This window comes from Exiguobacterium sp. 8A (genome assembly GCF_902506275.1).
Lineage (GTDB): Bacteria > Bacillota > Bacilli > Exiguobacteriales > Exiguobacteriaceae > Exiguobacterium > Exiguobacterium profundum.
On sequence record NZ_LR733630.1, the window covers coordinates 1,162,244 to 1,185,757 of the forward strand.

A 23,514-nucleotide genomic window follows, 5' to 3' on the forward strand; every position below is an offset into this window, starting at 1 on the left:
CGTACGGACAACGATTGCTCTCATCTGTCAAGGTTTCTCACCTTGCTGGAATTAGCACCATTTCGGATTGCTCCGCGGTTGCTGGGCGTCATAGGGCCAGTCCCTCAGCCTCTCTTGATAAGAGTGTTGTGTATTCGATTAGCTTTATCATAGCGACAGCTTTTTCTGCTGTCAAATCCTTTTTTCAAAAAAATTAAAAAAAGGTGCCGTCCGAGGACGACACAGAACGTAGCACCTTGAGTCACGGAAGGACAGCCCATAGATGAAAATCTTTTGCCCGTTCAAGATTTACATCCTTACATGGGGGAGATTCACCAATCATCACTCGATCTTGGCTTGGACCGTGCAATTATACGGAACGTCTTTCTTCGCTTGATTTTTTTGGGGGACAATCGAAGGGAAGACTGACGTGTATTCGTATAAAGGTAGCAGCGGCTTCGCCAAAACGTCTTGATATCGGGAATATCGCGTCCTATTTTGTGTTCAAGTAAGATGTTGTAATGAATATACCATTCGTGAACTTTCTGTGTCAACTGATTATTTAAAATTTTCAGATTATTCTAATGTTCCTCTCTCATTTCATGAAAGAGAGGACATGTTGCACATTCTGAAACGCGTACAATCGATCTTGAACCTCGCCATTTTCAAGCTTCAACAAGGCGGGTACGCTCATCACTTGGTAGGCTTCTAGCTCTTTTGGGATATAGTTCGCATCTCGCTTTTCGATTTTAATTTCAGGGGCGATCGCTTCGACGACCGTCAACATTTTTTCCGCCACAGCGCATGTACCACACATCGGGGCGTATATATATAAGAATCCGTCTGTAATCATTCTTCTCACCTCTCTTGTCATTATAAGGGGCGATGGATTCTCATTCAAAAATCGTGCTTTGATGAAATTTCAGAATTTTCCAATGATTCTCTTGACTCTTTCTGTAGAGAGGAATAATATGGGTTCTAACTTTATCGCTTTTGTACATAACAGCAAAGAAGAAGGACAGGTGAATGAATGATGACGGAACAAGCAACAGGTACGATGAAACAGTTCACGATGAACGTCTTAAACGGTCTCAGCATGGCAATTCTGATCGCCCTCATCCCGAGCGCTTTGCTCGGTGAATTAACGAAAGCAATACTTCCGTATTTTCCGTCTCTTCAATTCATATTGGATGCGACGACAATTGCGATGCGGCTTCTGCCAGCCATTATCGGGCTAGCGGTCGCCATGCAGTTCGGACGATCGATTCTCGAAACCGGGACCATCGCGATTGCGACGTATGTCGGTAGCGGTGCCGTCCGAATCGACGAAGGGGCTTTTGTGATGGCCGGCATCGGGGACGTGATCACAGCTGGTGTTACCGCTGCAATCGCTACACTTCTTGTCATGAAACTCGCTCCCCACTTGAAAACGTATACGGTCATTGTTATGCCGATGACCATCATTGTCGTCGCAGGAGGCATCGGTACTTTCCTACTGACGTACATCTCCCAGATCACGACGTATATCGGTCTACTCATCATGACAATGACTGACCTGCAACCGGTCCTCATGGGAATCCTGATCGCCATGGCGTTCTCACTCATTATCGTCTCGCCGATCTCGACTGTCGGGATTGCGACAGCCATCAGCTTGTCCGGTGTCGCGGCTGGTGCGGCGAACCTCGGGGTCGTCGCTGCCGGATTCGGTCTCGCGATCGCCGGATGGCAGGCAAACGCGACCGGCACATCGATTGCCCATTTCCTCGGCTCTCCGAAGATTCAGATGGCGAACTTTGTCCGACGCCCCATCATGATGCTTCCCATTTTGGCAAATGCGGCGATTCTCGGTGCGCTCGCAGGGATTCTAAAAATTGAAGGAACACCAATCAGCGCCGGGTTCGGCGTGTCAGGTCTCATCGGTCCGGTGAACGCCCTTCACCTCATGCCGGGTGGATTCGCTCTCTTCAACGTCCTGCTCGTCATCGTCTTGTTCGGACTGATTCCGGTCGCACTCGGAATCTTCTTCTACCGTGTGTTTGAACGGACGACTCTCGTCGAATCCGATCATTACCGACTCGATTTCGAGTAAACAAAAAGCCGGCTTCTCCAATGGAGAGGCCGGCTTTGATTATCCTTGAATCATCGCTTCGTATTCTTCTGCAGACATGAGTTTGTCGAGGTCTGACTCTTCCGTCAACTCGACTTCAATCATCCATGCGTTTTCAAACGGTGACTCGTTGACGAGTTCTGGAGAATCCGCGAGGTCCTCGTTCACTGCCGTGATGCGACCAGATACCGGTGCATACAACTCAGAGACCGTCTTCACTGATTCGACTGAGCCGAATGGCTCGTCAAGCAAAATCGTACCATCGACTTCTGGGAGTTCGACAAACACGATGTCCCCTAGTTCGCTTTGTGCGAAATCCGTAATGCCGATGCGGGCTTTCGTTCCATTTACTTCTACCCACTCATGTTCTTTTGAATAACGTAAATTTGCTGGTACTTTGCTCATCCTAACTTCCCCCTCAAATAAATTAGACTCACATCTGTATTATAGCACTTAGCCCCAAACGTCCGTAAAGGACTTTTCTGAAAATCCGACGGTCGTTTTTTCACCATTTGTGACGATTGGTCGCTTCAAAAGCATACCATTGCTTGCTAATAGCTCGAGTTGTTCGTCTTCTGATAGATTCGGTAGCTTGTCTTTGATGCCTTCGTTCCGATAGACTTGCCCGCTCGTGTTAAAGAACTTTTTGAGTGGTAGACCTGATTGTTTCCACAGTTCGGCGAGTTCCTCTTTCGTCGGCGTCGATTCGACGATATGGATATATGTATACTCGATGCCTTGTTCCTTCAACCATTTTTCTGCCTTTTTACATGTACTGCATGGTGGATAGCCATATAGTGTCACCATCTGTTCATCACCTCTTTCCTCAATGTAGCACACCTAGAGAATTTAAATCACGTCTCAAGCAACCGTTCAATCTCTCGCTTCATCGTTGGGTTGACCACATAGCGTTCTTCGATAAAACGTAAGATAGTCGAGGCTGCGACGCCTGACTTGCCATATCCTAATACCCCGCCCAACAGGAAAGAAATCATCTTGGGCTGTCTCGACTCGACCCGGCGTGTCGGATTGAACGGGTCCCCTTGTTCACCGATTGCCTTCAAGACGTTCTGAACAGCTGCGACCTGGACGAGCTCGAATCCGGCGAGCGTTTCGCCACGACGTTCACGTAGCAAGCCGACGTATAGGTTCGTCAACGCCTCTTCATAATAATAAGCCGCTGTTTCACGGGTGATTTCGAGGCGTGGTGTCGCAAATACCTCGAGCGCCTTGTCCCGTCGCCAGACGACACGTCCTGGCGTATAGGCGATGGTCGCCATTTCATGCAGTTCAAAGACGGCGAACTCACCATAAATGCCATCATGGTACATGATCTTATGCCCGTCCTTCGTGTTTTGGAACTGATAATGAAGCGGTTCGATCTCGAGCCAGTCAAGTCGATCGATAAAGCGCGCCTTCTGCCCATCCTCGACAATCAAAAAGAAATCGAGGTCCGAATACTCATCCAACCGCTCCGTCTCTTGTCCAATCGACCCCAATGCGAGCAGCATGAGCGTCCCGTCCAGTTCGGCTACGGACCGTCCAATGCGTTCCATCCGGTCGAGTAATACATCTCGTTTTGTCATCATCTCTCCCCCTCGTCTCTATTGTACGTGGCAGAGCTCAAAAAAAGAAAGGATCGACCGCGTCCGGTCCACCCTTTCTGTCAATTTGATTAGACGATAAACTTGTTCGCTTTGATGAGGCTCGCTGCGACTTCGCGCTTCGTGCCGATCACGTTGATTGGCTGGTAGCGGCTGAATTTCTTCATTGCCGAGAGAAGCATACGTTGCTCGTCGCCAGACGCCGCTGCGTATAACACTTCTTTCGCCATGAGTTCGACTTGCTTGAACACTTGCTCCGCAAAGATTTCAGTGTAGCGGACTTTGAGCGTATTCTTCTCTTCGCCTGAACGGGCAATCGCTTTGTCTGTACGAGCGATGGCTGCTTCAAGCGCATAGATGGCACTGATCATGTCTGCAATCTTCGCCAAGATTTCTTGTTCGTTTTGAAGGTCTTGTTGATACTTCTGTACAGCTGTACCCGCGACCATCAAGTTGATTTTCTTCATGTTCGAAAGGAGCATCTTCTCGCGAGCGAGTGGTGACCCATCCAATTCTTGTGGCATGTAGCTCATGAGCTCTTTTTGAAGTTTTTGCGCTTCTGCGAGGAGCGGTAATTCACCTTTCATCGCTTTCTTGAGGAGCGTACCTGGGACGATCAAACGGTTGATCTCGTTCGTCCCTTCGAAGATACGGTTGATCCGTGAGTCACGGTAGAGGTTCTCGACTTCATACTCTGCCATGAATCCGTATCCACCATGAATTTGAACGGCTTCATCGACGACATAGTCGAACGTCTCAGAAGCGAAGACTTTGTTGAGTGAGCATTCGATCGCGTATTCTGCGATCGCTTGTGCGACTTTCGATCCGTCGCGCATGTTCTCATCACCGAGTGCATCCAAGCTATCCTGGAACAAACCACCTGTACGATAGACTGAACTTTCCATCGCATAGATGTTCGCTGCCATCGTCGCCAATTTCTCTTGGATGAGTGGGAATTGGCTGATCGGTGTCTTGAACTGTTTACGCTCGTTCGCATATTGAACCGAGAGGTCGAATGCACGTTTTGAAGAACCGACTGCTCCGACTGCGAGTTTGTAACGACCGACGTTCAAGATGTTGAAGGCGATGACGTGACCTTTTCCAACTTCACCGAGAAGGTTGTCGACTGGTACTTCGACATCTTCAAGGATGAGCGTACGTGTCGACGATCCCTTGATCCCCATCTTCTGCTCTTCTGCGCCCGTTGAGACTCCTTTAAAGTCACGCTCGACGATGAAGGCACTGAACTTGTCGCCATCGATTTTCGCATAGACGACGAACACGTTCGCGAAGCCGGCGTTTGTGATCCATTGTTTCTCGCCGTTCAAGACGTAGTGCGTGCCCGCCTCATTCAAGACAGCTGTCGTTTTCGCACCGAGGGCGTCAGACCCTGAGCCTGGCTCAGTGAGCGCGTAAGCCGCGATCCATTCGCCTGTCGCGAGTTTTGGCAAGTACTTGTGCTTTTGCTCTTCTGATCCGAAGAAGACGATCGGGAGCGTCCCGATCCCCACGTGTGCGCCGTAGCTGAGTGCGAACGAACGTGCTTTCGCGAAGCGCTCCGTGATGATTGAAGATGAGATTTTATCGAGTTGGTAACCGCCGTACTCTTCAGGAACGTCTGCTCCGAGAAGACCGAGCTCGCCCGCTTCTTTCAACAATTCGACAGAGAGGTCGAACTCGTGTTTCTCGATGCGCTCGAGGACTGGCATGACGCGGTCATCGACAAATCCAGCCGTCGTGTCACCAATCATCTTATGCTCATCTGAGAAATCCTCTGGTGTGAAGAGACGCTCTGCGTCGAGTGCGTCAATGACAAAGCTACCGCCTTTAATCAATTCATGTTCTGTACGTTCCATATCCGATTCCCCCTTATAGTAATTCGAAGACACCAGCCGCGCCCATTCCGCCGCCGATACACATCGTGACAACCCCATACTTCTCATTGCGTCGTTTCATCTCATGCAAGATCGAGACTGAAAGTTTTGCTCCCGTACATCCAAGTGGGTGACCGAGGGCGATAGCGCCGCCGTTCACGTTCACTTTCGATGGATCGATTCCGAGTTCACGGATGACACCGAGTGACTGGCTCGCGAACGCTTCATTCAACTCGAACAATCCGACTTCTTCTAATTTCACGCCAGCCATCTCGAGTGCTTTCGGAATGGCGACGACTGGACCGATTCCCATCACTTCTGGACGGACACCGCCGACCGCGAACGAGAGAAACTTGGCCATCGGTTGCAATCCTTGGCGTTCTGCTTCTTCACGGTCCATGACGAGGACAGCTGCTGCTCCGTCTGATACTTGTGAAGCGTTACCTGCTGTGACCGACCCTTTGATTTTGAAGGCCGGGCGGAGTTTCCCGAGTGCTTCAATCGTCGAATCGGCACGGACACCTTCGTCATGCTTCACGACTTTCTCCACTTCCGCGACTTTACCGTCTTCACCGAGTACGTGCTCGATGACCGTCACAGGAACGATTTCTTCTTGGAACTTGCCACCTGCGATAGCCGCTGCCGCCTTTTGGTGACTGTTGATGGCGAACGCATCTTGGTCTTCACGCGAGATGTTATATTCGGCTGCAACACGTTCTGCCGTATGCCCCATGCTCATGTAGTACTCTGGTGCCGTCTCCATGATGTGTGGGTTTGGACGGATGACGTGACCACCCATCGGCACTTGGCTCATCGATTCCATACCGCCAGCGATGATTGCCGTCGCTTGACCGATCATGATTTTGGCCGCCGCGTCCGCGATGGCTTGAAGGCCTGACGAGCAGTAGCGGTTGATGGTGATCGCTGGAACTTCGTGCGACAGTCCCCCCCGGACCGCCGCATAGCGAGCGATGTTCATCCCTTGCTCCGCTTCTGGCATCGCACAACCCATGATGACGTCATCAATCGGGCCTTTATATCCTGAACGCTCAAGCGTTGCCTTGATGGCATATCCCGCGAGCTCGTCCGAACGAACGTTACGGAACGATCCGCGTTTTGCTTTTCCGACCGGCGTCCGTGCGCCGGCTACGATGACTGCTTCCCTCATCTGTATTGTCCCCCTTTATCAGTTCCGTAGTGGTTTGCCTTTCACGAGCATGTGTTGCATCCGTTGTTGTGACTTCGGCTCCCCGATGAGGCTTAAGAAAGCTTCGCGCTCGATGTCAAGGAAGTACTGCTCATCGACGAGCGTACCGTATGCCAAGTCGCCACCACTGATGACGTGTGCGAGTTTCTTCGCAATCTTCAAATCGTGCTCTGAAATATAACCACCGTAGAACATTTCGTACGCCGCGAGTTCGAGCGTCGCTTTACCTGTTTGACCGACGACCGGTAACTTCTCACGAACCGGTGCCGTGTACCCGTCAGCCAGTTCAAGGACCGTTTGTTTCGCATCGAACGTCAAGTGGTCGCGGTTCATCGAGATGCCGTCGACCGCACGATGGTAACCGAGTGCTTTCGCATCAAATGCCGACTTCGATACTTTCGCCATCGCGATGTTCTCGAACGTCTGTTGCGCAGCCTTCTCGATGTTTTGCATCGATTTTGGTGTCTGCTCAAGGAGTCGACGGTACGTGTTGACGTTTCCGCCCCCACCAGGGATGAGGCCGACACCGACTTCGACAAGACCCATGTATGTCTCAAGTGCGGCTTGCATACGGGCTGCCGGTAAGCTGATTTCCGTTCCACCACCGAGCGTCATACCGTACGGTGCAGCAACGACCGGACGACTTGAATAACGAATCTTTTGAACGACTTGTTGGAACTTGTTGATGATCCAATCGAGTTCGAACCAGTTCTCGTCTTCGGCTTCCATAAGCATCATCGCAAGGTTCGCACCGACACAGAAGTTCTTGCCGTCGTTGGCAAGGACCATTCCTTTGAAGTCTTGCTCGACACGATCGATCGACTGTTCGATCATCTGCATGATGTCGACACCGATCGCGTTGTTTGGTGATGTGAATTCGAGTGCGACCACGTCATCACCGATATCGACGAGGCGTGCGCCACCATTTTCTAAAATGATGCCGTTTGATTTTGCGAGCGGCTTGAGTTTCAATTCTTTCGGGTTGACGGTCTTCTCGACATACGTCTTCGACGCTTTATCGTAATACTGGTCTCCCTTGTAGAATGACGTATTGCCTGCAGCAAGCATCTCATCGATCCATGCCGGGACGTCATAGCCTTCCACTTTCATACGCTCGACTGATTTCTCAACACCGAGGGCATCCCACATCTCGAACGGTCCAAACTTCCAACCGAAGCCCCACTTCATCGCATCGTCAATCGCAACGATCGTATCGGCGATTTCACCAGTGAGACGTGCCGAGTAAGCGAGCGTCTTCGCCGTGATTGGCCAGAGCAATTGGCCGACGCGACCTTTGTTCAAGATGGCACCTTTCAATTTTGCTTTCGAGCCAGGAAGTGACTTAATTTGATCGAGCTCAGGACCTGTAATCGCTTTCAATTGTTCGTATTCGAACGTCTGAAGATTCAACTCCTGGATGACCTTGCCTTCTTTCTTATAGAAGCCTTGACCAGCCTTTTGTCCGATCCAACCTTTTTCAACGAGTTGCTTCATTTCTTTCGGAACGTCGAACGTGTCCTTCTCTTCCCCTGATTCGAGTGTCTCGTAGACGTTCCCCGCCACGTGGACGAATGTGTCGATTCCGACGACGTCGAGTGTGCGGAATGTCGCTGATTTTGGACGACCGATGAGTGGACCTGTGATCGAGTCCATCTCTCCGATTGAAGCGTTTTGCTTGAGCATCTCTTCAAACGTGACGAGAAGACCATACGTCCCAATCCGGTTCCCGATGAAGTTCGGTGTGTCTTTTGCTTCGACGACACCTTTGCCGAGACGATCTTCAGCGAAACGTGACATGAAGTCGATGACCGGACGGGCTGTTTTCTCCGTCGGAATGAGTTCGAGCAACTTCAAGTAACGCGGTGGGTTGAAGAAGTGCGTGCCGAGGAAGCGTGATTTCAATCCTTCCGGAAGGGCACTTGCCATCGCTTCGATTGAGATCCCTGACGTGTTCGAGCTGAGAATCGCGTCTTCACGGATGTAAGGTGCAATCTTCTCGAAGAGTTGTTGCTTCACGTCGAGACGTTCGACGACGACTTCGATGACCCAATCCGCTTCTTTCAAACGCTCTAAGTCATCTTCTAAGTTCCCGACTTCGATGAAGTTGAGATGTTCCGCTGTCGCGAGTGGTGCTGGATTTTGTTTCAATAGCTTTTGACGGTTTTCTGAGGCGATGCGATTGCGTACTTCCGGCGACTCGAGCGTCAACCCTTTCGCTTCCTCTTTGGCTGTCAATTCACGTGGTACGATGTCGAGCATGAGCGAACGAATCCCCGCGTTCGCCAAGTGAGCCGCAATCCCCGCCCCCATTACTCCTGAACCGATGACGACCGCAAAACGAATTGAGTTCGTCAAACGGAGGTCGGTTGATTGTTCGATGTGACTCGTCATAGTGTTCCCCCCTAAAATGAGAATGAATAGTGATTCATTTCACGCGTAAAAAAAATCGCAATCACCATCGTGTTTACTCTTCTATCATAAATGAATGAACATTCATTCGCAAGCGTTCATTTTTCAATTTCATTCCATTTTTTGAATGAACGATTAGTTTTTAATGTGTGTGGTATAGACAACAAGAGTCAAATTTAGAAAGGGGAATGTATACATGCATGATAATCGTTTAAACACTGTCGGTAGCCGAAAGGACTTTGAGTCGTTTAAGAAGAAAGCCCAAGAACAGTCGCACCAACCGGGAATCGATTCGAAGATGGAACCTTTCCCGATCTATGAACGGGAAGACTATAAAGGAAGTGACAAGTTAAAAGACAAGGTCGCGATCATCACCGGTGGGGATTCCGGGATCGGAAAGTCGGTCGCCATCTTCTTCGCCCATGAAGGTGCGAACTCCGTCATCGTCTATAAAGACCAAAACGAACTCGAGGACGCGGAAGCGACGAAAGAACGGATTGAGGACTTAGGTCAAGCCTGTCTCTTGCTTCAAGGCGACCTCGGCGAATCTTCTTTCTGTCAACGAGTCGTTGAAGAGACGCTCGAGACGTTCGGTCGGATTGACATCCTCGTCAATAACGCTGCCGAACAACATCCGCAGGAATCGCTTCTCGACATCTCGGACGATCAACTCGAGAAGACGTTCCGCACGAATATCTTCAGCATGTTCTACTTAACGAAAGCAGCGCTCCCCTACTTAAAAGAAGGAGCGAGCATCATCAATACGACCTCGATCACAGCCTATGAAGGAAACGACCAATTGATTGACTATGCGTCGACGAAAGGTGCCATCACGGCATTCACCCGCTCGCTCGCCAAAAACTTGGCGGACAAGAAGATTCGCGTCAACGGGGTCGCCCCGGGACCGATTTGGACACCGCTCATCCCTTCAACGTTTGACGCGGAGAAGGTGAAATCGTTCGGCGATTCAGCAGAGATGAAACGACCGGGGCAACCGGCCGAACTCGCACCGGCGTATGTCTATCTCGCAAGCGATGATTCGACATACGTCAGTGGTCAAGTCATCCACGTAAATGGTGGAACCGTGATTAATGGATAATTGATCGAAGACTCAGTTCGTAGCTGAGTCTTCTTTTTGTGCAGTTCATCCAGAAGAACATCAAGAACTTTTCTTTTGGCTGTCCGATCAAATCGGTCCGGAGTTTTGGGTAAGTGAGGACGAAAACAACAAATCGTAGCACCTCCTCAATTTAGAAGATCGAACGCATCGACGTTTTCCATACATCAAAAAGCACGAACATCCTCGACGGACGTTCGTGCTCATTTTATTTCTTCACCATTCCTTTTAACACGAACGCCACGTTTGCCGGACGTTCCGCGAGACGGCGCATGAAGTAGCCGTACCAGTCACGACCGTATGGCACGTAGACACGGACTTTGTATCCTTGGCGCACGAGCTCGAGTTGACGCTCGACGCGGATGCCATATAACATCTGGAACTCGAACTGGTCGAGCGGAATGTTGTTCTCTTTGACGTGCTCGATGATGGCGTCAATCATATGGTCATCGTGTGTCGCGATGGATGCGTAGTTCCCGTTCGCAAGATGGAGTTTGACGAGCTTCACGTAGTTATGGTCCACGTCCTCTTTTTCAGGGAACGCGACCGTCGCCGGCTCTTTATATGCCCCTTTGACGATGCGGAGGTTCGGCTTGAGCGGCGCAAGATGATTGATGTCATCTTCCGAGCGGTACAAGTACGACTGGATGACCGTTCCGAGACCGTCGAATTCAGACTTCAGCTTTTTGAACAATTCGAGCGTCTTCTCACAGCGCTGCTCATCTTCCATATCGATGGCCACAAAGACCCCGACTCGTTGTGCGACCGTCAAAATTTGACGCATGTTGTCTTCAATCAACTCGTCCGAGATATCGAATCCGAGTGACGTCAGCTTGAGTGACATATAGGCGTCTAATTGCTCTTCTGCCATAATTTCAATCGCACGCATGATCTCGTCGCGATTCGTATTCGCCTCTTCGACCGTCTTAATAAATTCCCCGAGATGATCGACCGTGACCGACAACCCTTTCGCGTTGAGTTCGCGAATCGTCGGGACAGAAGCCTTAAAGTCTTCCCCTGCTACAAAGCGTGATGCACCAAATCGTAGGCCATATTTCTTTGCCAAACTGTTGAGTGTTTTGTTTTGTGACATGTAGATAAATCCATCGCGCAACACTTTTTCCATCTGATTTTCCCCCTTACTTTTACACCCATCTATCTCTATGATGATGTCTGCAATTATTATGACACACAAACGTCATTTCGTCTGTATTTTTGTAACCGTTTGCAGCACTTTCTTCCCAACTTTTCAAAAAAGACAGACGCCCCGTAGGACGGCTGTCTTATAGGCTTGTCGAAGGTGCGACATAGAGTAAAATACTGAGGAAGATGAACACGCTTCCCGCTAGGACGAACAAGTGCCAAATGGCATGGTTGAACGGCAGTTTTTGCCACACGTAAAACACGATACCGACCGAATAGGCGATCCCTCCTGCGAGGAGAAGCATGAACCCTTGATGACCGAGTGATTCATACAACGGACGGATGGCGATGATGCAGATCCAGCCAAGTGCGAGGTATGTCACATTGGACACCCACATGTACTTTCCGGTCGAAAATAGTTTCCACACGATCCCGAGAATCGCGACACCCCACACGATCCCGAACAACGTCCAGCCGAGCGTCCCGTGAAGGGTCACGAGCGCAAACGGTGTATAACTTCCGGCTATGAGTAAGTAAATCCCCGCATGATCGAACACTTGCAGCACCCGTTTCGCCCGTGGATGCGGGATGGCGTGCATGAGTGTCGAGAAGAGATAAAGTAAAATCATCGATGCCCCGAATACACTGACCGCGGTGACGTTCCACGTGCTCCCACTCTCTGTGGCGCTCATGACGAGCAAGACGAGGGCGACGATGCTGAAGATGACTCCTAAGCCGTGCGTGATCGCGCTCGCAATTTCTTCCCCGAGCGTGTCGGCATGGAGCATCTCTTTGAGTTGTTCTTGTTTCATGTGCTCCCACCTTCCGTAACTGTTCCTTCTAGTATGGACATTTCCCGATTTTAACGCAATCAAAAACACGGGCTACCGATTAGCCCGTGTCGAGATTATGCGACTTCTTTCACCGGAACGTCACATTCCATTTGTGCTGCCCGCATCGCGCGTGCCCGTTTGTGGAACAAGACGAGAAGCGTCAACGTGCCGAGTGTCGAGATGACGTACGGAAGGACTCCGTCCAGCTTGAAGCCGATCGGCGCCGTCAAGATGTAGAACCAGACTGCATACAACATGAATGTCCCCGGAAGGAGCGCGATGTAGTGGTTTTTCCCTTTAATGTAGAGGTACATCGCCCCGACAAAGAGTGCGATGACCGCCGTCGTCTGGTTCGCCCAGTTGAAGTATTGCCAAAGCATTTGGAAGTCCATGTTCGTGAGCACGTATGAGATCGCGAAGAGTGGAAGCGCGATCCAAAGACGCGACGAGAACTTCTTCTGTGCGATTGACATGTAGTCCGCGATAATCATCCGTGCGCTACGGAATGCCGTGTCTCCTGACGTGATCGGTAAGACGATGACTCCGAGAATCGCGAGTGTCCCGCCGATGCTGCCGAGCATGAGTGTCGCCACTTCTTGCACGACGAGTGCCGGAGTGCCCGCACTGATGAGTCCAAGCAATTCACCTGGCTCAAAGATGGCCATCGCCGCTCCAGCCCAAATCATCGCGATGACCGCTTCGGCGATCATCATGCCGTAGAAGATTTCACGACCGTTGCTTTCTTTCATCGTCGTCCGCGAGATGATCGGCGACTGTGTCGCATGGAAACCAGAGAGCGCCCCACATGAGATGGTAAAGAAGAGGAGCGGCCAGATCGGCAAGCCGTCCGGATGCATGTTCGTCAATGTCATCTCTGGAATCTGATATCCTTGAGCGAACAAACTGACCGCGATCCCGATGGCACTGATGACGAGTAGTGCCCCGAAGAACGGGTAGATGCGTCCGATGATCTTATCGACCGGAAGAAGCGTCGCCAAGATGTAGTAAGCGAACACAGCGAAGATGACGATGGTGAGCGTCGTTGCATTCCCATCGAACAAGTTGTTGATCATGTTACTCGGAGACGTGACGAACACCGTCCCGACAAGAAGTAAAAGTAAAAGTGCAAATCCATTGACGATATGGCGAAGTGAACGTCCGAGAAACTTCTCCGCTAGTTGTGGCAAGTGTGCCCCGTTATTTCGAAGGGAAATCATTCCTGTCAAATAGTCATGAACCGCACCGGCAAAGATCGATCCGAACACGATCCAAAGGAAGGCGACCGGTCCGTAGAGCGCCCCCATAATCGGTCCAAAGATTGGTCCGACACCGGCGATGTTGAGCAATTGAATCATCGAGTTCCGTTTTTTGCCCATCGGCACGTAGTCGATGCCGTCCTGAGACGCATAGGCGGGCGTCGTCCGCTCTTCCTTGATGCCGAACGTCTTCTCAACGTAACGACCGTATACCAAATACCCGACCAAAAGTAGTGCGAGTGCGACGAAGAATGTAATCATCTGTCAGTCCCCTTTTCCGTACATATGTAGCCGAAACCCCATCAGCTCTTCGGTTTACACGTGTCATGTAACCGATTACATGTCTGATTATACATAAGAGTTAATGATAATGTAAGGGCTTTCATTCACATTTTAGACACTTTTATTCGACAAAAAACGACGCCCGAATTGGACGCCGTTCCGTACTTATTTCAAGTTGAGAGTCGATTGTTTTGCACCAGAACCGTTCGATCCGCTTGCGATGACTTTGTAAGTCCCTTTCGTAAGGCCTTTTTTGAACGTGAACGTGTACGTTCCTGTCCAGCTCGCCTGTACTTTGGCGACTTGCTTGCCTTTCGCGTCTTTCAAGACGACCGTCGCACCCGGTGTTGTTTTCCCGATCAAGGCGCGTGTGCCGGCCTTCACACCTTTCGTCGTCTTCGGTGTCACGATTGATCCATTTTTTAACTCGAACGATGTTGTCTTGACTACTTTTCCTGATACATCTTTCGCTTCGATTTCATATTTTGCTGCAAAGAATCCTGTACTTCTCTTGAATGTGAAGTTCCCATTCTCGTCAGCTTTCGCATAGTCTACTTTTTTCCCGTCTCGTTTAAGGACGAGCGTAGCCCCTTCCGTCGTTTTTCCAGTCAACACGGTTGTATTCGTGTACGTCAAACGTTTCGAGATAGCTGGCGTTCCGACAAAACCTGCACCGACGACTTTCGTTTCCGTCATCGTCTTCCCATTCAATTCGCTTTCAATCGTCAATGACTGACGGAGTTTGAGCGGTTTGACCGTCAAACGGTACATGCCTTCTGCATCGGCTGTCGTTGTCGCGAGAACCGTTTTGCCATCTTTTAATGTCACGTTTGCAGATGGAGCCGTCTTCCCAGTCACGACTTTCGCACCCGGTTTGATGACATCGACCGCGAGCGTCAAGTCAGTTGGCGCCACTTCGAGCTCTGCCGTATAGGTCCGGAAGAGGCGGCCTGCCGCATCTTCACGCGTCGCGTCCGTCGCTTCGATACCTTCATAAAGGTTCAAGTACTGCTTACCCGCATCCGCTGTTTCAAATGTCACCGAACGTTTCGCATCCGCGACAATCTTCCAGTTGTTGTCGGCTTTGTAGTCTAAGTTACTGCCACTCGACACAATATAGTCCGAGATGACGTTACGTGTCTCATACGCTGAGCGATAGACGATGTTCTTCCCGCCACCGAGACCTGGGAACGATGAAGAACCCGCGCGATAGTTATTCGTCGCAACCAAGAATTCTTGGTCCATTTTGATCGGTTGTCCGTTGTACTCGACGTTCTTCACGCGGTTCGCGTTCGCATTGACGAGCTTCCCGCCGACATCGAACATCGCAGGACCCGTGACATCGATCTCATACGTCAAACCGTCGAGAATATCGAAGTTGTAGCTACGGAATTGAAGGTTGAGTAAGTTTTCGCCATCTTCTTCGATTTGGTCAAACGCACCCGCTGACATCTCGAGCCAATCCATGACATCTTTTCCTGTCACTTTGACGACTTCGAGCGTGTTCGGATACACGTAAAGGTCCGCGACGTTTTTCAAAGCAATTTGCCCTTTCGGGATATTCGTATAGTAGCTCGCATCTGTCAATTCACGACCACCCGCTTTGAACGGTGCGCCTGCTGACAAGAGTGGTAACTCTTTATAAGCAGAAAGTTCTGGGTTCGTCTCGAGTTCTTTCTCGACATACCACTTCTGTGCGTTCGTCACGAACTGAACCGATGCGTCGTCACGGACAAGTGCGAAGTAGCTTTGGATGTCATCTTGAATCTCACCGACCGGTTGGTTGATATAGTCGATTGTCGCCAAGTGGTCGTCTTCGATCAACGCTTGAATCGTCGGGTCGACCACCGTATCAGCCGTCACCGTATCGAGTGCTGCTGACGCATCAACGATTTGCCATTTCCCATCCACGAGTTCAAGTTCAAAGTCGATGACGCCGAGGTCCTTCCCTTGGTTGTTCGCCATGACGACCGGTTTGCCATTGATTGTCCCCTTCGTCATATCGACGTTCGGGAACGAAGCGAACATGCCTTTCGCATCCGGGAAGCGACCGTGTTGGTGTCCCGTCATGACCATGTCGAGCCCGTCAATCTTCGTGAGTGCGTAACCGACGTTCTCTTCGCTGTCGAGTTGCTCATCCGCGAGCGCTGCACTGTCACCAATCCCTGAGTGCGCGAGGGCGACGACGACGTCCGCTCCCTGGCCTTTTAATTTTTGTACTGCTTCACGTGCGGACGGGATGATATCCTCTGCCGTCACACGACCTTGAAGGTTCCCCGAATCCCATGACATGATTTTCGGAGGGACGACTCCGAATACGCCGACTTTGATCGCATGTGTTTCCCCATCCAGGTCTGTGACCGTTCGTTCGATGATTTGGACCTCTTGTCCATCCACGTTGAACTTCGAGACGATCGGGTTGCCTTCTAAATCTTTGACGTTCGAGTTGACGAAACGCAGTTTCCCTTTCGACCCCTCCATCGCGTTGTATAAGAATTCGAGACCAAAGTTGAATTCATGGTTCCCGAGTGTGACGGCATCGTAGTTCAATGCCGCCATCGCCTTGTACATCGGATGTTCGAACGCTTCATTTTTTCCAGCTTGGCTCTCACGGACGTAATCGCCAAACGGTGTCCCCTGAATCGTATCCCCGTTATCGAACAAGAATGTGTTCGTTTCCCCAGCGGCTGTACGATGTTCATTGATGAGTGTCGCGACTTTCGTCAATCCGATCGTGTTATCGACCTTGTCTTGGAAGTAGTCGTAGTTCGTGATGTTCGTATGTAAGTCTGTCGTCTCTAAGAAACGGAGCTTGACGATATCCTCGTCCACTTCTGCCAAGACGTTCGGTGCCTGTAGCGGCAAAACGGTTGGTAACACGAGCGCAGTCGCGATCGACCATTTCAATGCGGTTTTCATGTGATTGTCCCCTTTTTCTGGTTGATAATTGTCTAACCATATTCAATATAACACCAGCTGTCTTTCCCTCCTATTAAATTTTTGTATAAAAATAGACCTAATTTCCTTTACAAAAATTAGGTCTATCATCCTATTATTGTTTGATACGAACAGTAAACGGTCCATCTCCGTCAATTTCTTCAAATGTGACTGATACCGGGTACGCATGTTTACCGTAGACCGACTCTTCGAGACGAATCATCGTGAAGCCAACCACGTCCTCCCCACTCACGAGTTCAAGCGGGAGTTTCTCAACGTTCAAGTGGCGGTCGTAGCCGTTGCGAAGGAGAATCGTCGCCGTGACGTCCGTCTCTTCCTTCTCCACCGACACGAGCATCAAGTTGAACTCGTTCTCTCCGACTGGCGGTGTCGAGATGTTCGTCCGCATGAGCTGTTGCCATGCAACCTTCGAGAACTTTGCTTCTTCTTCCGATGACACGGGCTGAAGCGGATCGATCGGGTTCATTTGGAAGACGAGTCGAAGCGAGTCGTAGGATTCTATTTCTCCGAACATCTCATCTAAGAAGAAGTCCAAATAAACCGGTTTGCTCGTCCACGCCTCAAAGCTCGGCAATTCAGAACGTCCGAGGACTTTCCGGCCGATCGGGACGTTATTCGCGTCTAACAAGAGGACCGGCAATTCGTTGATTTCGAACGAGCTCGGAAGCGTGTTGCGGAACAACGCCACGATCGACAAATCATGCCCGAGCGATTCGGCATTCAACAACTCAATTGAGAGTTGATTGTCGAGAAGTGGAGGGAGTCGTTTCGCATGATAACGGAAGACGTACTCGTCCTCTTTCGGGATCCCCATCGCATCGTCGATGACGAGCGTCAATTGGCGCCCTTCCTCTTTATTTCCTGTCTCAATCTGTTTACGTTTACGAAATCCTAGCATTATACTTCCTCCTCTGCCATCTCGGCGAAGTAACGGTCGAGTTGGCATAGTTCCGTCGTGACATCCCGTGCGATATTGATATATGTCTGTTCGAAGATTTCGAGTCCTTCTTTTCCGAACTGACGGCTCGGGTCTTCCTGACCGTAGCTGCGAAGACCGATCCCTTCTTTCAATCCGCTCATCGTCGTCAAATGGTCCGTCCACTTCATGTCGACGGCACGGAGAAGCGATTCTTTCGCGAAGAGGACGATGTCATCCTGTTCGAGGCGTGACGCCGTCGTAGCAATGATCGCCTCCATCCAGTCGTTTAATGCATCCTTCAGTTCACGCGTATCGGCGATGTCTTTTGCCCATGTCGGCTCCTGCATCGTCAAGTAGCGTAAATCATCTTTCAACTCATCGATTGGCCATTCCTCAGGCACGAGTTCATCCGACACATGCATATCGATGCTGTTCTCGAGGGCGAGGCGCATCATGCCGAGGACGTTTTTCGTGATGGCATCGGCATCGGCGTTGACGGCCTGATTACGAATCGTATAGATGATATTCCGTTGCTCGTTCAAGACGTCATCGAGTTTGAACAAGTAGTCCCGAATCGAGACGCCGAGTCCTTCGATCGTCGTCTGCGCATATTCGATGATCTCGATCGCATCTTTCGTTGAGACCTCACCTGTCGCACTCGGCTTCAACTTTTTCTCCACGCGTTCTAGTTTCTGCGCCGCATAACGTTTCACGATCTCATCTTCGAGCGAGACGAAGAACTCGGTCGCACCGGGGTCGCCTTGACGTCCCGAACGACCGCGGAGCTGGTTGTCGACACGTTTTGACTCATGCCGCTCCGTTCCGATGACGAAGAGACCGCCCGCTTCCTTCGCTTTTGCGTCGAGCGTGATGTCCGTTCCACGTCCGGCCATGTTCGTTGCAATCGTCACTTTGCCGAATTGACCGGCGTCCGCGATGATATCCGCTTCCTGAGCGACCGTCTTCGCGTTCAACACGTCATGCTCGATCCGCTTCTTCTTCAAATGCTTGCTGATGGCTTCCGATTGTGCGATCGAGGTCGTCCCGATCAAGATCGGTCGTCCCGTCGTATGCAGTTCCGCTACTTTCTCAGTGACCGCCGCATACTTTTGCTCGGTCGTCATGAAGATGCGGTCCGGATGGTCGACACGTTGACGTTCGCGGTTCGTCGGCACTTGGACGACGTCCATGTTGTACGTCTTCAAGAACTCTTGGCGCGACGTCTGGGCCGTCCCCGTCATCCCCCCAACGAGCGGATACATGCGGAAATAGTGCTGAATCGTAATCTCCGCCGTCGTCTTGTTCTCTTCGGTGATGGTGACGCCTTCTTTCGCCTCGAGCGCCTGATGCAACCCTTCCGACAGGCTTCGTCCTTCCATGATGCGTCCCGTGAACAAGTCGATGAGTTCAATCTTGTCTTCTCGGACGATATAGTCGACGTCAAGCTCAAACAAGACGTTCGCACGGAGCGCCTGGACGAGATAGTGATAGAGCACCTGGTGTGAGGCGCTGAACAGGTTATCGATGGCGAACAGCTCTTCAATCTTGACGATCCCTGCTTCCGTGAACGTCGCAGATTTCGACTCGAGGTCGACCTCGTAGTCGGTCTCCTCGAACTCAGAAATGATCTGTTGTGCCAACTGTTTCAACCGGATATGTGACCGGTCCTTCTGCGCGATGATGAGCGGCGTCTTCGCCTCATCGATCAAGATGCTGTCGACTTCATCGACAATGGCGAAATGGAAAGGACGTTGGACCCGTTCTTCCGGCTTATGGACAAGGTTGTCACGCAAGTAGTCAAACCCGAACTCTGTCCCGACCCCATACGTGATATCTGCCTGATATGCGGAACGCTTCTCGTCCGCTTCGATGTCTGGTACGTTCAAACCGACCGTCAACCCGAGGAAGTCATGGATCTTCCCGATCTGTTCCGCGTCACGTCTCGCCAAATAATCGTTCACCGTGATGACGTGGACGCCTTTTCCTTCGAGCGCCTTGACGTAACTCGGCAAAGCGGCGACGAGCGTCTTCCCTTCCCCCGTCGGCATCTCCGAGATGTTCCCTTCGAGGAGGGCGAACCCACCGATGAGCTGGACGTCATAGTGACGCATTCCGAGCACACGGACTGACGCTTCGCGGACGAGAGCGAACCCTTCTTCCGCGATGTCGTCCACTTTCTTTCCATCCAAGAGACGTGCTTTGAGCGTCTCCGTATATGTACGCATCTCGTCATCCGAGAGGGCTTTCATCGTTGTCTCTAATTCATTAATACGCGCGACCCGTCGTTCGTACGCTTTCAAACGCCGGCTTTGATCATTCGTTAACTGTTTTACAAATTGGATCACACTAATAGCCTCCATCTTTCTATCAATTCATCACTTACATACCCGTCTATTATAACGAAAATCGAACCAATTCGGAGACTTTTTTACGAAAACTTCCTAAAAGTTGGTTTTTTGACACGTGAAAACCTATAAATTTTGGTTAATTTTCAAAAAGTATTTGTAAAAATATTTTCAATTCACTATTTGAGATGACGTGAGACCGTGTTACGATGAAAAAAACAGAACGTTTGTTCGTAAAAGGGAGTGGTGACGATGCGCAGACGAATCTTTTGTATCGACAGCGTCTCGTTCTATGCCAGTTGCGAGTGTGCCGCGCGCAACAAAAATCCTTACAAGACAAAGCTCGTCGTCCTCTCGAACCTCCAGGACAGCGGGGCACTCGTCCTCGCGGCGACCCCGAAAATGAAGCGGCTCGGAATCAAGACCGGGTCACGTCGCTTCCACATCGACCGCCTCCCGTGGCACGAACGACGAGACGTTTTGTATGCCGAGGCGCGGATGAGTCATTATTTGAACGTTTCCATTCAAATCATCCACATCCTGCATCAGTTCGCCCCGCCCGAGGCGATTCGCGTCTATTCGATTGATGAAACGCTCGTCGACATGAGCGGGACGGAGCGGCTGTTCGGAAATGACGAGCACGTCGCCCACCTCATGCGTGCGACGATTTTTCGCTATACAGGCATTCCCGTCACCATCGGCATCGGACCGAACAACGTCCTCGCCAAGCTCGTCCTCGATTTGCATGCAAAAAAGGAAGGTGTCGTCACGTGCCTTCTCCAAGACGTCGAACGGCTCATCCATCCGGCGCCAATCGAGAAGATGTGGGGCGTCGGGACGAAGATGGCGGTCCACCTGCAGCGGCTCGGCATCTGGACGATTGGGGACTTGGCCCGCTACCCACTCGAATCCCTTCATGAAAAGTTCGGTGTCATCGGTGCAGAACTTTGGCATCACGCCTGGGGCATCGACGAGTCGCCGACCATCCTGCCGGCGAGCTCCTTGTTCGGTGCGAAACGGATGCGACCGAAGTCGATCGGACACGGCATCACCCTCATGAAAGACTACACGACGTATTCCGCAATCCGGCTCGTCTTACAAGCGATCGCGGTCGAAGTCGGCATGCGAACCAGGCAAGCGGGACTCGTCGGAGGGACGATCCATCTCGGGGTGCGCTATACGCGGACGAGCGACCGGGGTGGCTTCAGTAAACAAAAGAAGCTCCCCCGCTTCACAGCGGACGAGCAAGAGTTTCTCCCGATCTTATTGCAGCTATTTTTAGACGGCTGGGAAGAGACGGAGGCCGTCCGTTACGTCTCGGTCGCTCTCGGCAAGCTCGAGCCACGGAGCGATCACGTCCAGTTATCGTTCTTCGAAGACGAATGGGCGAAGGCGAAACGGCTCGACTTCCTCGATTTGATTGATGGCCTGAACGTCCGGTTCGGTCGCGGCACGATCCGACCGGCGTCGAGCCTACTGAAAGACAGTCCGCTCCGGACGCGCCAACGTTTAATCGGCGGACATAAACAAGGAGGCGATTCCTCATGAGCAAGACCCGCTATCGTGACCGGGGTGAGTTGAAATGGATCCCATTTCTCATGCCCGAGCACGTCGCCCTACTGAAACGTTATTATGCCCAAATCCAAAAGATTGAACTACCCGACTTGGACGAACAGCTCCTCTATCTTTGGCAGACCGAGCTCGAACGGGCCATCCGTGAAGGCGACCAAGTCGAGGTGACCTTGTTCGTAGACGGCTTGACGACAAGCATGCGCGGCTACGTTCACGCCATCTATTATGCCGAGCGCGAGGTCGAGCTGTTCGATGGCGAGGTGCGCCGCGTCCCGTTCGGCGACATCTTGTCTGTTCGTTAAGATGCCTCGATCGCTTCTTGGGTCGTCTCGAACGTTTCAATCCCGTCGAGTAGCCCATAGTGAGCAAGCGTCGCGCGGACCGATGGCGACAGATGCGCGAAGATGACATGCCGGTCGGCTGCTTTCAGCTCGGTGACGACACGACGCAACTCTTCGACCGCGGTCACATCGATGACGGGGCAGCGGTGAAAGTTGAAGATGAACACGTTCGGTTCCCGATGGATGTGATGGAGGACGTGCTCGAACAACTCGACTGCACCGAAAAAGAGTGGACCTTCGACACTGAAGACGATTTGGCCGTCTCGCGTGACGTACCGTTCTGTCCGTTCACGCACATCGATCGTATCGGCCATTCGTTTCGCGAAGAGCGCGAGCGCACAGATGACGCCGACCTCGACGGCGACGACCAAGTCGACGAATACCGTCAACAGTAGCGTGACGAGAAGGACGAGCGACTCGGATGAACGATGACGTAACATCGCCATCACGTGATGGCGTTCGGACATGTTCCAGGCGACCCGCATCAAGATCGGAGCGAGTGCAGCGAGTGGCACGTAACTCGCGAACGGCGCGAGGACTAAGACCGCAATGAGGACCGTGATCCCGTGGATGACACCGGCACGTCGGCTGACCGCTCCCGCCTGAATGTTTGTCGCCGTCCGGGCGATGGCACCTGTCGACGGGATCCCACCAAAGAACGGTGTGATCACGTTCGCAAGCCCTTGCCCGAACAGTTCCTTGTCCGGCTTCATCTTCGTCCCCGCCATCCCGTCGGCGACCGTTCCCGAAAGAAGCGACTCGAGTGCACCGAGGAAGGCGATGGCGAATGCGGACGGGAGGAGCGTTGTAATCAAGTCTAGGTCGATTGTGAGCCAGTTGAATGTTGGCAGTCCGCTCGGGATGCCGCCGTATGCACTTCCGATCGTCGCGACCTCACCCGGGATGAGGACACTGACAAACGTCGGGACGAGCATCGCCATGAGTAAAAGCGGTAAACGGAACGGCAGCTTCGGTACGAGCCAAAGCGTCAAAAAGCCGATTCCGGCAATGACGATCGGCCACACGGACGCTTCGGGCAACGCTTGACCGAGGCGAAGCAAGTTCTCGTGAAAATGTGGCGCCTTCTCAAACGTGACCCCTAACAACTCATCGAGCTGGTCGACGAAGATGACGACCGCAATCCCGGCCGTGAAACCGATGGTGACGGCCCGGGGCATGAAGCGGATGAGCCGTCCGACCCGGAGCACGCTCATGAGGAGCAGCAAAATTCCGGCGAGAACGGTCGTGACGAGTAACCCTTCATATCCATATGCGAGGACGACACCCGAGACGATCGGGATGAACGCTCCCGTCGGTCCGGCAATTTGGAACGTCGAACCTCCGAACAGGCTGACGAGGATTCCTGCGAAGATGGACGTGTAGAGCCCATACACCGGCGGGACGCCCGAGGCGATGGCAAATGCCATGGCGAGCGGGATGGCGACGACGCCAACTGTAATTCCGGCCGAGATGTCCTTTTGCCACATCTCACGTGTGGAGAGTGAGTCTTGCATCATACATTCCTTCTTTCCAATCAGTTCAAAAGCGAGTTCAGTGTACGCCTGGAA

General features: G+C 51.6%; 18 protein-coding genes and 1 riboswitch. Of the genes, 4 read left to right on the forward strand and 14 right to left on the reverse strand.

What is annotated here, in order from left to right; all coding sequences use genetic code 11:
* Window positions 1–17: 17 nt before the first annotated feature.
* A riboswitch (SAM riboswitch) is annotated at window positions 18–124 on the reverse strand.
* Window positions 125–574: 450 nt separating this feature from the next.
* Complete coding sequence (locus GVY42_RS05965) at window positions 575–832, reverse strand: thioredoxin family protein (RefSeq protein ID WP_159562603.1); 258 nt, start codon at window positions 830–832, stop codon at window positions 575–577.
* 180 nt (window positions 833–1,012) lie between these two features.
* Between GVY42_RS05965 and GVY42_RS05970 the strand changes: the two genes are divergently transcribed.
* Window positions 1,013–2,068, forward strand: a complete 1,056-nt coding sequence (locus GVY42_RS05970) for a PTS transporter subunit IIC (protein WP_074036348.1) — start codon at window positions 1,013–1,015, stop codon at window positions 2,066–2,068.
* A 39-nt stretch (window positions 2,069–2,107) separates the two neighbouring features.
* Here the strand turns inward: GVY42_RS05970 and gcvH are convergent, their stop codons facing one another.
* The 6 genes from gcvH to GVY42_RS06000 all read right to left on the reverse strand — a co-directional run bounded on the left by gcvH (window position 2,108) and on the right by GVY42_RS06000 (window position 9,162).
* The gene (gene gcvH / locus GVY42_RS05975; protein WP_012726861.1) at window positions 2,108–2,491 is read right to left on the reverse strand and encodes a glycine cleavage system protein GcvH; all 384 of its coding nucleotides are present in this window, start codon (window positions 2,489–2,491) and stop codon (window positions 2,108–2,110) included.
* Between the two features lie 48 nt (window positions 2,492–2,539).
* Entirely contained in the window at window positions 2,540–2,893 is a 354-nt protein-coding gene (locus GVY42_RS05980) for an arsenate reductase family protein (RefSeq protein WP_159562604.1), read from the reverse strand.
* 47 nt (window positions 2,894–2,940) lie between these two features.
* Complete coding sequence (locus GVY42_RS05985; protein ID WP_159562605.1) at window positions 2,941–3,672, reverse strand: hypothetical protein; 732 nt, start codon at window positions 3,670–3,672, stop codon at window positions 2,941–2,943.
* 89 nt (window positions 3,673–3,761) lie between these two features.
* Window positions 3,762–5,546, reverse strand: coding sequence for an acyl-CoA dehydrogenase family protein (locus GVY42_RS05990; RefSeq protein ID WP_159562606.1), 1,785 nt, complete (start codon window positions 5,544–5,546; stop codon window positions 3,762–3,764).
* A gap of 13 nt (window positions 5,547–5,559) precedes the next feature.
* On the reverse strand, window positions 5,560–6,732 hold the full coding sequence (locus tag GVY42_RS05995) for an acetyl-CoA C-acetyltransferase (RefSeq protein ID WP_012726865.1): 1,173 nt from the start codon (window positions 6,730–6,732) through the stop codon (window positions 5,560–5,562).
* An 18-nt stretch (window positions 6,733–6,750) separates the two neighbouring features.
* Window positions 6,751–9,162, reverse strand: a complete 2,412-nt coding sequence (locus tag GVY42_RS06000) for a 3-hydroxyacyl-CoA dehydrogenase/enoyl-CoA hydratase family protein (protein WP_159562607.1) — start codon at window positions 9,160–9,162, stop codon at window positions 6,751–6,753.
* Between the two features lie 214 nt (window positions 9,163–9,376).
* On the opposite strand from GVY42_RS06000, the gene GVY42_RS06005 reads away from it, so the two are divergent.
* Window positions 9,377–10,279, forward strand: coding sequence for an SDR family oxidoreductase (locus GVY42_RS06005; RefSeq protein WP_159562608.1), 903 nt, complete (start codon window positions 9,377–9,379; stop codon window positions 10,277–10,279).
* A 226-nt stretch (window positions 10,280–10,505) separates the two neighbouring features.
* Here GVY42_RS06005 and GVY42_RS06010 read toward each other — a convergent pair whose 3' ends face one another.
* The 6 genes from GVY42_RS06010 to secA2 all read right to left on the reverse strand — a co-directional run bounded on the left by GVY42_RS06010 (window position 10,506) and on the right by secA2 (window position 20,033).
* Window positions 10,506–11,423 carry a proline dehydrogenase family protein gene (locus GVY42_RS06010; RefSeq protein WP_012726871.1) on the reverse strand — a complete coding sequence of 306 codons (918 nt, stop codon included), beginning with the start codon at window positions 11,421–11,423 and terminating at the stop codon, window positions 10,506–10,508.
* Between the two features lie 157 nt (window positions 11,424–11,580).
* On the reverse strand, window positions 11,581–12,252 hold the full coding sequence (locus GVY42_RS06015; protein ID WP_051829405.1) for a hemolysin III family protein: 672 nt from the start codon (window positions 12,250–12,252) through the stop codon (window positions 11,581–11,583).
* Window positions 12,253–12,347: 95 nt separating this feature from the next.
* Complete coding sequence (locus GVY42_RS06020) at window positions 12,348–13,790, reverse strand: carbon starvation protein A (protein ID WP_159562609.1); 1,443 nt, start codon at window positions 13,788–13,790, stop codon at window positions 12,348–12,350.
* 186 nt (window positions 13,791–13,976) lie between these two features.
* Window positions 13,977–16,730 (reverse strand): bifunctional 2',3'-cyclic-nucleotide 2'-phosphodiesterase/3'-nucleotidase, encoded by a 2,754-nt coding sequence (locus GVY42_RS06025; protein WP_159562610.1) that lies wholly within the window; start codon window positions 16,728–16,730, stop codon window positions 13,977–13,979.
* 133 nt (window positions 16,731–16,863) lie between these two features.
* Complete coding sequence (locus tag GVY42_RS06030) at window positions 16,864–17,667, reverse strand: SLAP domain-containing protein (protein ID WP_074036331.1); 804 nt, start codon at window positions 17,665–17,667, stop codon at window positions 16,864–16,866.
* The gene (gene secA2 / locus GVY42_RS06035; RefSeq protein WP_159562611.1) at window positions 17,667–20,033 is read right to left on the reverse strand and encodes an accessory Sec system translocase SecA2; all 2,367 of its coding nucleotides are present in this window, start codon (window positions 20,031–20,033) and stop codon (window positions 17,667–17,669) included. The genes GVY42_RS06030 and secA2 overlap by 1 nt, the downstream gene beginning before the upstream one ends.
* A 252-nt stretch (window positions 20,034–20,285) precedes the next feature.
* Between secA2 and GVY42_RS06040 the strand changes: the two genes are divergently transcribed.
* Entirely contained in the window at window positions 20,286–21,581 is a 1,296-nt protein-coding gene (locus tag GVY42_RS06040; protein ID WP_159562612.1) for a DNA polymerase thumb domain-containing protein, read from the forward strand.
* Window positions 21,578–21,907 carry a YolD-like family protein gene (locus GVY42_RS06045; RefSeq protein ID WP_078147286.1) on the forward strand — a complete coding sequence of 110 codons (330 nt, stop codon included), beginning with the start codon at window positions 21,578–21,580 and terminating at the stop codon, window positions 21,905–21,907. Before GVY42_RS06040 ends, GVY42_RS06045 begins: the two co-directional genes overlap by 4 nt.
* Here GVY42_RS06045 and GVY42_RS06050 read toward each other — a convergent pair.
* Window positions 21,904–23,460 (reverse strand): SulP family inorganic anion transporter, encoded by a 1,557-nt coding sequence (locus GVY42_RS06050; RefSeq protein WP_236548932.1) that lies wholly within the window; start codon window positions 23,458–23,460, stop codon window positions 21,904–21,906. The two genes, GVY42_RS06045 and GVY42_RS06050, sit on opposite strands and share 4 nt — an antisense overlap.
* Between the last annotated feature and the right edge of the window lie 54 nt (window positions 23,461–23,514).